The sequence below is a fragment of the Plantactinospora sp. WMMB334 genome (assembly GCF_049179095.1).
Classification (GTDB): Bacteria; Actinomycetota; Actinomycetes; order Mycobacteriales; family Micromonosporaceae; genus Plantactinospora.
Window position 1 is genome coordinate 319,005 of record NZ_JBMHME010000002.1, and the last position, 14,094, is coordinate 333,098.

The following is a 14,094-nucleotide window of genomic DNA, read 5'->3' on the forward strand; positions in this document are numbered from 1 at the left end:
CCGTCGAGCCGGCAGGCTGGAAGAGGTTTTCTTTAATGAAACTCATAACTGGTACGAGAATTGTCGGTACCGCCGGGATCTGCGCGTCGCTGGCGCTGGCCGGATGCGGCGGCGGAGGCGGCGGCGGCACGGGACAGCAGTCGCAGGGGCAGGTCGTGGACGGCGGCACCTTCACGATGGCGCTCTCCGCCGACCCGGGCAACCTCGATCCGCAGTCCTCGGCCGCCACGGCACTCTTCACCGTCACCCAGCTCGGGTACGACACGCTGGTCAGCGTCGACTCGAAGAGTGGGGAGATCAGGCCGCAGCTCGCGGAGAAGTGGAGCGCGCGGGGCACCGACGTCACGCTCACCCTGCGCAAGGGCATCACCTGCGCCGACGGCACCCCCATGACGGCGAAGGTGGTCAGCGACAACCTCGGCTACGTCGGCGACCCGGAGAACAAGAGCCCGTTCCTCGGCACCTTCCTGCCGGCCGGCGCCACCGCCAGCGGCGACGATGCCGCCGGCACCGTGACCCTCAAGCTGGCCGCCCCGGCGCCGTTCGTGCTGAACGGGCTGGCGAGCCTGCCGATCGTCTGCCCCGGCGGGATGGCCGACCGTGCGACCCTGGCGAGGGGCACCTCGGGCACCGGGCCGTACACCCTCACGGAGGCCGTGCCCGGCGACCACTACACGTACGCGATCCGCGAGGGTTACGACTGGGGACCGGACGGCGCGACCACCGCCACCCCGGGCATGCCCGACACCGTCGTGATCAAGATCGTGGAAAATCCCGCCACCGCAGCGAACCTGCTGCTCTCCGGCGAGCTGAACGCCGCGCAGGTGACCGGGCCCGACGCCGAGCGGCTGGACAGGGCCGGCCTCTTCGCGGCGCGCACCACCGCGCTGCTCGGCCAGCAGTGGTACAACCAGGCCGAGGGGCACGCCACCGCCGACCCGGCCGTCCGGATGGCCCTCACCCAGGCGCTCGACCTCGCCGAGGTGCGGACCGTGCTCTCCGCCGGCAAGGGCACCCCGCCCACGACGCTCGCCGCGATCGAGCCGGTCGCCTGTCCCGGCGGGCAACTCGGCGACGCGCTGCCGGCCCACGACGCGGCGGCGGCCACCGAGGCGCTCAAGAGGATCGCCGGCAGGCCGCTGGTCTTCGCGTACCCGACCACCGGGGGGAGCGCGGGCACCGCCGCCGCCGAGCTCGCGGTGCAGCAGTGGAAGGCCGCCGGGGTCGAGGTCACGACCAAGCCGCAGAGTGCGGACGTGATGAACCAGACCCTCTTCGGCACCGGTGACTGGGACATCGCCTGGGCACCGGTCAACGTCAACAGCCCGGACCAGCTCGTGCCGTTCCTCTCCGGGCCGACCGTGCCCGACGGCACCAACTTCGCCGGGATCGGCAACAGTGGGTACGACGCGGCCGTGAAGCAGGCCAGCGCGATGGACGGCGTCGCCGGCTGCGCGAGTTGGCTTGCCGCCGAGACCGCGCTGGTGAAGGCGGCCGACGTGGTGCCGTTCGCGAACCAGCAGGTGCCGACGTACGGCGTCAAGGCCCGGTTCGAGACTCCCGGCCAGCTCATTCCGACGAGCATCCGGATGCTCGACCGATGACCACCGACCGGCTCGGCACGCGGCGGATCGGCAGGGTCGCCGCATCCGTCCGGTCGCGGCCGGCGGTGCGGGTGGAGGGGGAGGGACCGGCGGCCGTACCGCCGCCGGTCCTCCGGATCGTCGACAACGCATGGTTCCGCTTCGCGCTGCGCCGGGCCGCCCGGCTCCTGGTCTCGCTCTGGGTACTGGTCACCGCCGCGTTCCTGATGATCCATCTGGTACCCGGGGACCCGGTCCGCTCCGCGCTCGGCCCCACCGCCCCGGCGGCGCTGGTGGCCGAGCGCCGTGCCGCGTTGGGTCTGGACGACCCGCTGCTCACCCAGTACGCCGCGTACCTGAAGGGCCTCTTCACCGGGGACCTCGGGGTCTCGATCCTGACCCGGCTGCCGGTGACCGAGGTCGTCGGTCAGCGCCTGCCGGCCACGCTGACGCTGGCCACGCTCGCCTTCCTCGCCGCGGTCGCGCTCGCCCTGCCGGTCGGGGTGGTGATGGGTGTGCTCACCCGGCGGGGTCGCGGCCGGCGCGCCGAGGTGGCCTTCACCACCGGCAGCGTCGTGCTCGGCGCGATCCCGGACTTCCTCCTCGGCGTGGGTCTGGTGTATCTGCTCGGCGTCACACTGCAATGGTTGCCGGTGGCCGGCAACGCCACCGCCGCCGGATACGTGCTGCCGGTGCTCTCCCTCGCCGTGGGGCCGGCCGCGATCCTCGCCCGCATCCTGCGGGTGGAGATGGTGAGCGTGCTGGACGCCGACTACCTGCGCACGGCGCGTGCCAAACGCCTGCCGGTCCGCTCGCTCTACCTCGGCCACGCCCTGCCCAACGCCGCCACGGCCGCGCTGACCCTCTCGGGCCTCATCCTCGGTTCGATGGTCGCAGGCACCGTTCTGGTCGAGAACGTCTTCGCCTGGCCCGGCCTCGGCACCACGATCGTGCGGTCGATCCTCAGCAAGGACTACCCACTGGTGCAGGCCATCGTGCTGATCTACGGCCTGGGCGTGCTGCTGATCAACACCGCCGTCGACGTCGCGCTCGCGCTGCTCGACCCCCGGTCGATGATCCGGGAGGGTTGAGGTGAACCTCCGCATCGGACACCGCTGGCTCCGCGTGCTGCGTACCCCGACGGGCCGCACCGCGGCCGGGCTGGTCCTGGTGGTCCTGGTGATCGCCGTGGTCGGTCCCGCGCCGTGGAGCGGGCGGGCGAACGCCGTCGACACCGCCGACATCCTCGCCGGTCCGTCGGCCGAGCACTGGGCCGGGACCGACAACCTGGGCCGGGACATCGCCTTCCGGGTGCTCGAGGCGACCCGGCTCTCGGTCGGTCTCGCGCTCGCCGCCACCGCCGTCACGGTGCTGGTGGGGCTCCTGCTCGGCACCGCGCCGTGGCTGCTCGGCCGGCGGGCCGGTCGGCTCGTGTCGGGTGCGGTACAGATCGCGATCGCCTTTCCCGGCCTGCTGCTCGCGCTCTTCTTCGCGGTCATCTTCGGGGTCGGCGCGACCGGGGCGGCGCTCGCCATCGGGCTGGCCGGGGCGCCGATGTTCGCCCGACTGGTGCAGACCCTGGTCGCCGGTGTCGCGGCCCGCGACTTCGTCGCCGCGGCCCGGGTCGCCGGTGTCGGCCGCTTCCGCATCCTGCTGCGCCACCTGCTGCCGAACATCGCCGAGCCGCTCGTGGTGAACGCGACAATCGGTGCCGGCGGCGCACTGCTCGCCTTCGCCGGTCTCTCCTTCCTCGGCCTCGGCGTGCAGTCACCCGAGTACGACTGGGGCCGGCTGCTCTACGACGGCATCGGCGTGCTCTACATCAACCCGGCCGCCGCGATCGCCCCGGCGCTGGCCGTGCTGGTCGCCGGCCTGGCGCTCAACCTGCTCGGCGAGGCGGTGGCCAAGGGCTTCGGGATGGACGCGCTGGTCGGCCTCCCCGTGCCGGCCGGGCCGTCCACCGGCACGGCGACGGAGCGGGCGGCGGCCGGCGACGAGCGTTCCGGTGCCGAGGAGCCGGACGACGAGTCCACCGGCGAGCCGGCCGACGACGTGGTGCTCGACGTCCGGGACCTCACCGTCAGTTTCCCCGGCGCCGGCCGCCCGGTGCGGCCGGTACGAGAGGTGACGTTCACGATCCGCCGGGGCGAGGCGGTCGGCGTGGTCGGCGAGTCCGGCTCCGGCAAGTCGCTCACCGCCCTCGCCGTCTCCCGGCTGACCGACGCGGCCGGCCGGGTCGACGCGGAGCGCCTGCACCTGCTCGGCGCCGACCTGCGGGCACCGGACTCCGCCGTGCAACGCCGCCTGCTCGGCAGCTCGCTCGCGATGGTCTTCCAGGACCCGGCCAGCTCGTTGAATCCGACCCAGCGGATCGGTCGCCAGCTCGCCGAGGTCTCGCGGCACCACCACGGCCGCAACCGCCGCGAGGCGTTCGGCCGGGCGGTGGACCGGCTGCGCGCCGTGCGGATCACCGATCCGGAGCGCCGGGCCCGGCAGTACCCCCACGAGTTCTCCGGCGGGATGCGGCAACGCGCGATGATCGGCATGGGGCTGATGGGCACCCCGGCGCTCATCGTCGCCGACGAGCCGACCACCGCCCTGGACGTCACGGTCCAGCGGCAGGTGCTGGACCTGCTGGCCGCGATCCGGGCCGCCGACGACGTCGCACTGCTGCTGATCAGCCACGACGTCGCGGTGGTCAGCGAGGTCTGCGACCGGGTACTGGTGATGTACGCCGGACGCATCGTCGAGGACCTGCCCACCGAGCGGCTGACCGGGGCGGCGCTGCACCCGTACACCCGGGCGCTGACCGGCGCCGTACCCCGGATGGACTCCCCGCTGGACCGGCCGCTGCCGGTGATCCCCGGACGTCCGGTGGACCCGGCCGAGCTGCCCGGGGGGTGCGCGTACGCGGCCCGGTGCCCGCTGGCCACGCAGCGCTGCCGGGACGAGGACCCACCGCTGCGGCGGCATCCGTCCGGACACCGGGTGGCGTGCTGGCACGCCCGTCCGGCGGCGCCGGACAACGAGCGGGAGACCCGGGAACCGGATTCGGCGGCGGAGGCGGCACCAGCTCCGGCGGTGCGGACGTCGCCGACTTCGGCGACGCAGGCGTCGTCGGCGTCGGCCTCTGCGGTGGAGGCGTGATGAGCGAGTTGACCTTCGAGGAGGTGACCGTCCGCTATGGACGGCTGACGGCGGTCGACGACGTCACCCTGCGGGTGCCCGCCGGTCGCGTGCTGGGCCTGGTGGGCGAGTCCGGCTCGGGCAAGTCCACACTGGCCCGCGCGGCCGTCGGCCTGGTGCCGCCGGCCGGCGGCCGGATCCTGCTCGACGGCCGGCCGGTACCGGCACGCGGCAGGTACCGGCCGGTGCAGATGGTCTTCCAGGACCCCTACTCCTCACTCGACCCGCGCATGACGATCGGCGAGACCGTCGCCGAGGCGATGCCACCGGGGCCGTCGCGTGTGCAACGCCGCGCCGAGGTGGCCCGGCTGCTGGAACTCGTACACCTGGACCCGGCCCGTGCGGGCGCGTATCCCGGGCAGCTCTCCGGCGGGCAGCGGCAGCGCGTCGCGCTCGCCCGGGCCATCGCCGGCCGGCCCCGGGTGGTGATCGCCGACGAGATCACCTCCGCGCTGGACGTGTCGATCCAGGGCGCCATCCTCAACCTGGTCCGGGAACTGCAGCGCGAACTGGGGCTCTCCATCCTGTTCATCTCGCACAACCTGGCCGTGGTCCGGTACGTCGCCGACGACGTGGCGATCATGCTGCGCGGCCGCGTCGTGGAGCAGGGTCCCGCCGAACGGGTGCTGACCGCGCCCTCCCACGAGTACACCCGGGCACTGCTCGACGCGGTCCCCGGCCACCGCCTCACCACCTGGAGCAACACGTGACGGAGCAACACGTGACGGAGCAACACGTGACCCGACGGCTGCGCATCGACGACCTCCTCGCCCTGGCCGTACCCGCCGAACCGGCCCTCGCGCCGGACGGGTCGCACGTCGCGTACGTGCTGCGCACGCAGGACGGGGCGGCGGACCGTACCGTCCGCGAGCTGTGGACGGTGCCCACCGGCGGCGGCAGCGCCCGTCGGCTGACCGCCGGCCCGGACGACACGTCGCCGGTGTGGAGCCCGGACGGCAGCCGGCTGGCGTTCCTGCGCGGTGGCCAGGTCGCGGTGGCCCCGATGGACGGCGGCGAACCGCAGGTGCTCACCGACCTGCCGCTGCCGGCCGGCACACCGGCGTGGAGCCCGGACGGCACACGGCTCGCCTTCGCCGCTCCCGTCGATCCGGACGGCGGTGCGCGGGGCGCGGCGGCGCCGCTGGTCAGCGACGGGCTGGACTACCAGGCCGACGGCGTCGGCCTGGTCGGCGCGGTACGGCGGCAGTTGCACGTGCTCGACGTCGGCACCCGGCGGTGCCGGGTGCTCACCGACGCACCGTACGACGCCGGCACACCGGTCTGGTCGCCGGACGGCACGGAGCTGGCCTTCGTGCGTGCCGTGGGCGACGACAGCGACCTGCGTCTGCGCGCTGCCGTGCACCTGCTGGCGGTCGACGACCGCGACGGTGCCGGTCCCCTGGACGGCAGCGGTGCGCCCGGTGCCCGGGACGGTGCCGGTGGTGCGTCCGCTGCCCGGGACGGTGGTGCGTCCGGTGCCGGCGTGGCGCGGACGGTCGGGCCGGCCGGCGGCGTCGCCCGCACCGTCGGGTTCACCACCGACGGCTCCGCCCTGCTCGTGGTGGGCTGGCCGGGCGACCCCGTGGGGCATGCCCGGCTGCTGCGGGTGCCGCTCGACGGCGGCGAGCCGGTGGAGCTCACCGGCACGCTGGACCGCAACATCATGCCGGGGGCCGTGGCGTACCCGGGCGGGCCGCCCCAGGAGCACGACGGCCGGGTGCTCTTCTGCCTCCGCGACCAGGGTTGCTCGCACCTGTGGTCGGTGGTGGCCGACGGCGCCGACCCGCGCCCGGTCCTGGCCGGCGCGGGCCGGGTCGTCGACGGCCTCTCGGTCCGATCGGGCCGGGCCGCGGTGGTGCTCGGTACCCCGGAATCGTTCGGCGAGGTCGCCGTCGTGGAACTGGCCACCGGGACGGAGCGGGTGCTGACCGGGCACGGCCGCGCACTCGCCGACGTCGCACTCTTCGCCCGGGAGGAGCGCAGCTTCCCGATCTCCGACGGCCACAGCGTGCAGGGCTGGCTGATCCGCGACGGTGCCGGGACAGGACCCCGGCCGCTGCTGCTGGACATCCACGGCGGGCCGCACAACGCGTGGAACGGCGCCGCCGACGAGGTCCACCTCTACCACCAGGAACTCGCCCGGCGTGGCTGGGTCGTGCTGATCGTCAACCCGCGTGGCAGCGACGGGTACGGCGAGGCCACGTACGACGCCGTCAACGGGGCCTGGGGAGTCGCCGACGCCCCCGACCTGCTCGAACCGATCGACGCCCTGGTCGCCGAGGGGATCGCCGACCCGAACCGGCTCGCCGTCACCGGATACAGCTACGGCGGCTATCTGACCTGCTGGCTGACCGGGCACGACGACCGGTTCGCGGCGGCCGTCGCGGGCGGCACCGTGTCCGACCTGGTCAGCATGGCCGGCACCTGCGACGACAGCCAGCTCCTCAGCGCGTACGAGCTGGGCGGCCCGCCCTGGCAGGACCCGGAGCGGTACGCCGAGATGTCGCCGCTCACCCGGGTCGCCGACGTGCACACCCCCACGCTGCTGCTGCACGGCGCCGACGACCTCACCTGCCCGGTCGGCCAGGCACAGCAGTGGCACACGGCGCTGCGGCAGCGTGGCGTGCCGACCCGGTTGGTGCTCTACCCGCGCGCCTCGCACGTCTTCGTCCTGACCGGGCCGCCGTCGCAGCGGATCGACTACAACCGGCGCGTCGTGGACTGGGTCGAGCAGCACACCCGGCGCGGGGGCCGCCCGCCCGTCGACGCGGCGTACTGGCAGCGGCGCCTCGCGCAGCTGGCCGAGCGGCACGGCGTGCCCGGCGCCCAGCTCGGCATCCTGCGGCTGGCCACCGAGCCGGGCGACGAGGACGAGCTGGTCGAGGTCTGCGCCGGTGTGCTGGACACCGCCTCGGGCCGGCCGGTGACGCCCCGCGCGCTGTTCCAGATCGGCTCGATCACCAAGGTCTGGACCGCGACCGTGATCATGCAGCTCGCGGACGAGGGACGGCTGAAGCTCGACGCCCCGGTCGCCGAGGTGCTGCCCGGGCTGCGGCTCGCCGACCCGGACGTGGCGGCCCGGGTCACCACCCGGCACCTGCTCACGCACACCAGCGGCATCGACGGCGACGTCTTCACCGACACCGGGCGCGGCGACGACTGCCTGCGGCGCTACGTGGAGCTGCTCGCCGACCAGACCCAGAACCACCCGCTCGGCGCGACCTGGTCCTACTGCAACGCCGGCTACACGGTGCTCGGCCGGATGATCGAGGAGATCACCGGGCAGAGCTGGGACGAGGCCGTCCGGGAGCGGCTGTTCACCCCGCTCGGCCTGACCGCGACGGCCACCCTGCCGGAGGAGGTGTTGCTGCACCCGGCGGCGGCCGGCCACGTCGAGCACGAGGGCGACCTGGTCGCGGCGCCGGTGTGGCACCTGCCCCGCTCGATCGGACCCGCCGGCGTGATCAGCGCGAACGCGGCGGACGTGCTGGCCTTCGCCCGGATGCACCTGACCGGCGGCCTCGGGCCCGACGGCGCACGGGTGCTCGGCGCCGGGTCGGCCGCCGCGATGGCCGCGCACCACGCCGAGCTGCCGGACAAGCTCTCCCTCGGTGACTCGTGGGGCCTCGGCTGGATCCGCTTCGGCTGGGACGGGCACCGGCTGGTCGGACACGATGGCAACACCGTCGGGCAGGCCGCCTTCCTGCGGCTGCTGCCCGAACAGGGCCTGGCGGTCACCCTGCTGACCAACAGGGAGAGCGCCCGGGACCTGCACCAGGACCTCTTCGCCGAGCTCTTCGCCGAACTCGCCGGGGTGCGGATGCCGGAACCGGTCACCCCGCCGGCCGAACCGGTGCCGGTCGACATCACCCCGTACGTCGGCACCTACGAGCGCGCGTCGGTGCGGATCGAGGTGCTGGCCGGTGACAGCGACGGCGACGGTCACAGCGACGGCGACGGTCACAGCGACGACGACGGTCACAGCGACGGCGGCGGCGGTTCCGGGCCCCGGATGCGGACCACCCTCACCGGGCCGCTGGCCGCGCTCGTCCCGGATCCGGTCGAGGTGCAGCCGCTGGTCCCGGCCGGCCCCGGCCTGTTCCTCACCACGCCCGCGCACCGGACGACCTGGTATCCGGTCACCTTCTACGAGCTGGCGACCGGGGAACGGTACGTGCACTTCGGCGCCCGGGCCACCCCGAGGGTGGACTGAGATGCTGGACGCACTGCTGGCCGACACCCGGGCGCTGGTGGAGTGCGAGTCGCCCTCCACCGACATCGCGGCCGTCGCGCGCAGCGCCGAGGTGGTGGCGCGGGTCGGCGCCGCCCGGCTGGGCGCGCAGCCGCAGCGGATCGTCCTCGACGGCCGTACGCACCTGCGCTGGCGGTTCGGCTCCGGGCCGTCCCGGGTGCTGGTGCTGGGCCACCACGACACCGTCTGGCCGCTCGGCACGCTCGACCGCATCCCGTACGACGTCACGGGCGACGTGCTGCGCGGCCCCGGTTGCCTGGACATGAAGACGGGCGTCGCGATGGCCCTCCGGGCGATCGCCGCGCTGCCCGACCGGGACGGGATCACCCTGCTGGTGACCGGCGACGAGGAACTGGGGTCGCCGTCCTCCCGGGAGCTCGTCGAGTCCGAGGCGCGGGCGGTCGGGGCGGCGCTGGTGCTGGAGGCGGCCGCCGACGGGGGAGGGCTGAAGACCGAGCGGAAGGGCGTGTCCGGCTACGAGCTGGTCGTCACCGGCCGGGCCGCGCACGCCGGGCTCGCCCCGGAGCGCGGGGTGAACGCCACCGTCGAGCTGGCACACCAGGTGCTGCGCATCGCCGCGCTGACCGACACCGGGGCGGGCACGACCGTGACCCCGACCCTGTCCCGCGCCGGCACGACGACCAACACCGTGCCGGCCGGCGGCAGCGTCGCGGTGGACGTCCGGGTCCGGTCGGTGGCCGAGCAGGACCGGGTGGACGGCGCGGTGCGGCGCCTCACGGCCGTGCTGCCGGGTGCCGCCATCGAGGTCGTCGGCGGACCGAACCGCGCGCCGATGGAGGCCACCGCCTCCGCCGCCCTCTTCGCCCGGGCGCGGGAACTGGCCCGCGCGCTCGGGCTGCCGCCGCTGGTCGCCACCGCCGTCGGCGGCGCCTCCGACGGCAACCTCACCGCCGGCGTCGGCACGCCCACCCTGGACGGTCTGGGCGCCGTCGGCGGCGGTGCGCACGCCGACGACGAGCACGTCCTGCTGGAGTTCCTCCCCGGACGCACGGCGCTGCTGACCTCGCTGCTGGCCGAGCTGCTCTCCGCCGCACCGGTCCGGCCCCGGACGGCGGGTGCCCGGTGACCATGATGAGCCCCGAGAACCTCGACAGCATCGGCGCCGTGCCCGACGTGGCCCCACCCGCCGCCGCCCCGGTCGCCGAGCCGGATCAGCTCCCACGCACCGCCGCCGAGGAGCCCGTTGCGGGCCCCCGCGCCGCCGACGAGGCCGTCGCTGCTGCCCGCGCCGCTGCCAGGGCGGCCGGGGTAGACGTGCGCGAGGTGACCGACCTGCGCGACCTCGGACGGGTCGTCCGGCTCCTCGCCCGGATCTGGGGACGCGACGCCAACCCGCCGGTGAGCCTCGAACTGCTGCGGGCCTTCGGCAAGGCGGGCAACTACGTCGGCGGCGCCTTCGTGGACGACGAGCTGGTCGGGGCGTGCGTCGGCTTCTTCCACGCCCCGTCGGAGGACGCGCTGCACAGCCACATCGCCGGCGTCTCCCCCGAGCTGGTCGGGCGTCGGGTCGGGTTCGCTCTCAAGCTGCACCAGCGGGCGTGGGCGATGTGCCGGGGCGTCGACCACATCGCCTGGACCTTCGACCCGCTGGTGTCCCGCAACGCCTACTTCAACATCGTCAAGCTGGCCGCCCGGCCGGTCGAGTACCTGCCGAACTTCTACGGCCTGATGGTGGACAAGGTCAACCGGGACAGCGACACCGACCGGCTGCTCGTGCACTGGCCGCTGCGCGACCCCGCGGTCGTCGAGGCATGCGGCCGGCCGGGCGGCGGTACGGCACCCGCCCGCCCGGCGGCCGGGCGCGGACCGGCTCCCGACCGGGCCGCCGACACGGTGGTGGCCCTGGGCGTGGCGGCGGACGGGTCGCCCGCGCCGGGCCGCCTCGACGGTGCGACGAGCCTGGTGGCCGTCCCGCCGGACATCACCGGCCTGCGCGTCTCGGACCCGGTCCTGGCCGGGCGCTGGCGTGGCGCCGTACGCGAGGCGATGGCGGCCCTCATGGCGCAGGGCGCCACGGTCGTCGGCTTCGACCGGACCGGAGGATACGTGCTGCGGAGGGATCGATGAAACTCACCGGCTGCGAGCTGCGCTGGATCACCATGCCCCTGGTGGCACCGTTCCGCACCTCGTTCGGCACGACGACCAGCCGGGAGGTGCTGCTGGTGCGCGCCGTCACCGAGGACGCCGAGGGGTGGGGCGAGTGTGTCGCGATGTCCGACCCGCGCTACTCCTCCGAGTACGCCGCTGCCGCCGGGGCCGTACTGCGGGACCATCTCATCCCGGCGCTGTTCGCGGCGGCACCCGCGAACACGCCCGCCGTGGCCGGCGCCCTCGCCCCGATCAGGGGCCACCGGATGGCCAAGGCGGCGCTGGAGACCGCCATCCTCGACGCGGAGCTGCGCGCCGAGGGTCGCTCCTTCGCCCGGGAACTCGGCGCGGTGCGTGACCGGGTGCCCTGCGGCGTCTCCGTCGGGATCATGGAGAGCATTCCCGCCCTGCTCGACGCGGTCGACGGCTACCTGGCCGAGGGGTACGTCCGGATCAAGCTGAAGATCGAACCCGGCTGGGACGTCGAGCCCGTGCGCGCCGTACGCGAGCGGTTCGGCGACCGGCTGCTCCTGCAGGCCGACGCGAACGCCGCGTACGCGCTCTCCGACGCCCGGCACCTCGCCGCGCTCGACCCGTTCGACCTGCTCCTCATCGAGCAGCCGCTGGCCGAGGAGGACGTGCTCGGCCACGCCGACCTGGCCCGCCTGATCCGCACCCCGGTCTGCCTCGACGAGTCGATCACCTCGGCCGCCTCCGCCGCCGCCGCGATCCGGCTCGGTGCCTGCCGGATCGTCAACGTCAAGCCGGGCCGGGTCGGCGGATATCTGGAGGCGAGACGCATCCACGACGTCTGTGCCGCGCACGGCGTACCGGTCTGGTGCGGTGGCATGCTCGAGACCGGGCTGGGCCGGGCCGCCAACGTGGCCCTGGCCGCGCTGCCCGGCTTCACGCTGCCGGGGGACACCTCCGCCTCCGGCCGCTACTACGCCGCCGACATCACCGAGCCGTTCGTCCTGGCCGACGGGCACCTGCCCGTGCCCACCGGCCCGGGGCTGGGCGTGGCACCGGACCCGGACCGCCTGGCCGAGCGCACCACACGGACGGAGTGGATCACGGTCTGACCTCGGCGGAAGGGTCGTTTGTCGCCGGCAACCCCGGGCCCTTATCGTCGTAGCGACGTCCAGGCTCAGGGAGTGCCCCATCACCGCGAACCCCGCCCCGTCGACGCGACCACGAGCCAGTCTCGGTCGCGTGCTGGACGACCTCGGCTCCATGCTGCTGGAGCTGGTGCACGGCGACCCCGACCGGGCGGAGCCGGTCGGTGCCGTGGTGATCCACGACCCGGACGACAACCCGGTGCTGCCCCCGCGCGCGCTCGTGCTCGGCGTCGGCGTCAGCGACCCGGCGGCCATCGTCGACCTGATCCACCAGATCGGCGCAGAGCAGGCCGTCGCGCTCATCCTGCGCTCGTCGGTCCCGGCGCCCGCGTCGGTGCGGGCGGCGGCCGACGGGGCCGGGGTGGTCCTGCTCGGCCTGCGCCGGGGCGCACCGTGGGCGCACCTCGCGGCGATGCTGCGCTCGTTGCTCGCCGAGGACGAGGTCGGGGTGGCCGAGTCCGAGTCGCTGCTGGGGCTCCCCTCCGGTGACCTGTTCGCGGTCGCCAACGCGATCGCGGCGCTCATCGACGCCCCGATCACCATCGAGGACCGCAGCTCGCGGGTGCTCGCCTTCTCCGGCCGGCAGGAGGAGGCGGACGCCCCACGGGTGGAGGTGATCCTCGGCCGCCAGGTCCCCGAGCGCTACACGCAGGTGCTCACCGAGCGTGGTGTCTTCCGTGACCTGCTCCGCACCGACCAGCCGGTGCGGATCGACCCGATCGGGGACGGCCGGCACGGGTACTCGATGCCGCGCTGGGCGATCTCGGTCCGGGCCGGTGACGAGGTGCTCGGCTCCATCTGGGCGGCGACGCACCAGGATCTCACCGACGAGCGGGCCGAGGCCCTGCGGGACGCCGCCAAGCTCGTGGCCCTGCACATGATGCGGCTGCGGGCCGGCACCGACGTCCAGCGCAGGCTCCGGGTCGACCTGCTGAGCTCGGCGCTGGAGGGTGGTGCGGGCGCCCGCTCGGCCCTGGAACGGCTCGGCCTGGCCGGCCAGTCGCTGCTGCTGCTCGGCGCCGCGCCGTCGCAGGGCGGCGAGTCGCGCGCCGACGATCCCGCCTTCATCCAGGAGCGCCAGCGGCTCGGCGACGCGTTCGCGGTCTACCTGCACGCGGTCCAGCCGCGCAGCACCACGGCGCTGGTGGGCGGTACCGCGTACGGCCTGCTCCCGACCGCGCCCGACGACGCCGAGGCCCGGGGCCAGCGCCTCGCGGCCGACTTCCTGGACCGGGTCGGCGACCGGTACCGACCGGTGGTCGGAATCGGCCCGGTGGCGCGCGACATCAGCGAGCTGGTGCACGCCCGCGCCTGCGTCGACCGCACCGTGCGGGTGCTGGCCCAGGTCCGTGGCGACCGGCGGACCGCCCGCATCGACGACGTCCACGTCGAGTCCCTGCTGCTGGAGCTCCGGGACCTGGCGGCGACCCGCGGGGACGGCCCGACCGGCGGCATCCGCAAGCTCATCGAGTACGACCGCCAGCACGGCAGTCACCTGGTCGGCACCCTGGCCACCTGGCTCGACCACTACGGCGACGTCGCGGCCGCGGCCCAGTCGTCGTACGTGCACCCGAACACCTTCCGCTACCGGCTCCGCCGGCTCGCCGAGGTCGGCGACATCAACCTGCGCGACCCCGACGAGCGCTTCGCGGCGATGCTGCAGCTCCGGCTGCTCGGTCCCCGCCCGGAGAACCCGCCGGCCTGACACCGCCGCCGGTCGGTACTGCCCGCCTGGGCGTTGACGGGTGAACCCCCGACCCGACCGGGGGGTCTACCCGCCAATGCGCCGGGGGGCGTACCGGATGGTTACCCGGCGCGCCTTCGCCCAGGCTGGAGGAGAGATCAG

9 protein-coding genes are annotated in these 14,094 nt (G+C 74.6%); all 9 read left to right on the forward strand.

Annotated features, from left to right (window positions below):
- The first annotated feature begins 35 nt into the window (after positions 1-35).
- The gene (locus ACN27G_RS01395; RefSeq protein WP_421490952.1) at positions 36-1,604 is read left to right on the forward strand and encodes an ABC transporter substrate-binding protein; all 1,569 of its coding nucleotides are present in this window, start codon (positions 36-38) and stop codon (positions 1,602-1,604) included.
- Positions 1,601-2,674, forward strand: coding sequence for an ABC transporter permease (locus ACN27G_RS01400; RefSeq protein WP_421490953.1), 1,074 nt, complete (start codon positions 1,601-1,603; stop codon positions 2,672-2,674). The genes ACN27G_RS01395 and ACN27G_RS01400 overlap by 4 nt, the downstream gene beginning before the upstream one ends.
- A gap of 1 nt (position 2,675) precedes the next feature.
- Positions 2,676-4,730: a dipeptide/oligopeptide/nickel ABC transporter permease/ATP-binding protein gene (locus ACN27G_RS01405; RefSeq protein ID WP_421490954.1), complete on the forward strand. Its 2,055-nt coding sequence runs from the start codon at positions 2,676-2,678 to the stop codon at positions 4,728-4,730.
- Entirely contained in the window at positions 4,730-5,479 is a 750-nt protein-coding gene (locus ACN27G_RS01410; protein WP_421490955.1) for an ABC transporter ATP-binding protein, read from the forward strand. The genes ACN27G_RS01405 and ACN27G_RS01410 overlap by 1 nt, the downstream gene beginning before the upstream one ends.
- Positions 5,480-5,490: 11 nt before the next feature.
- The gene (locus tag ACN27G_RS01415; protein WP_421490956.1) at positions 5,491-8,982 is read left to right on the forward strand and encodes a serine hydrolase; all 3,492 of its coding nucleotides are present in this window, start codon (positions 5,491-5,493) and stop codon (positions 8,980-8,982) included.
- Position 8,983: 1 nt separating this feature from the next.
- A complete protein-coding gene (locus tag ACN27G_RS01420) occupies positions 8,984-10,108 on the forward strand; it encodes a M20 family metallopeptidase (protein WP_421490957.1) in 1,125 nt (374 codons plus the stop codon).
- Positions 10,109-10,113: 5 nt separating this feature from the next.
- Positions 10,114-11,109: a GNAT family N-acetyltransferase gene (locus ACN27G_RS01425; protein ID WP_421490958.1), complete on the forward strand. Its 996-nt coding sequence runs from the start codon at positions 10,114-10,116 to the stop codon at positions 11,107-11,109.
- Positions 11,106-12,212, forward strand: coding sequence for an o-succinylbenzoate synthase (gene menC / locus ACN27G_RS01430; protein ID WP_421490959.1), 1,107 nt, complete (start codon positions 11,106-11,108; stop codon positions 12,210-12,212). Before ACN27G_RS01425 ends, menC begins: the two co-directional genes overlap by 4 nt.
- Positions 12,213-12,342: 130 nt before the next feature.
- On the forward strand, positions 12,343-13,953 hold the full coding sequence (locus ACN27G_RS01435) for a PucR family transcriptional regulator (protein WP_421490960.1): 1,611 nt from the start codon (positions 12,343-12,345) through the stop codon (positions 13,951-13,953).
- The last annotated feature ends 141 nt before the right edge of the window (positions 13,954-14,094 follow it).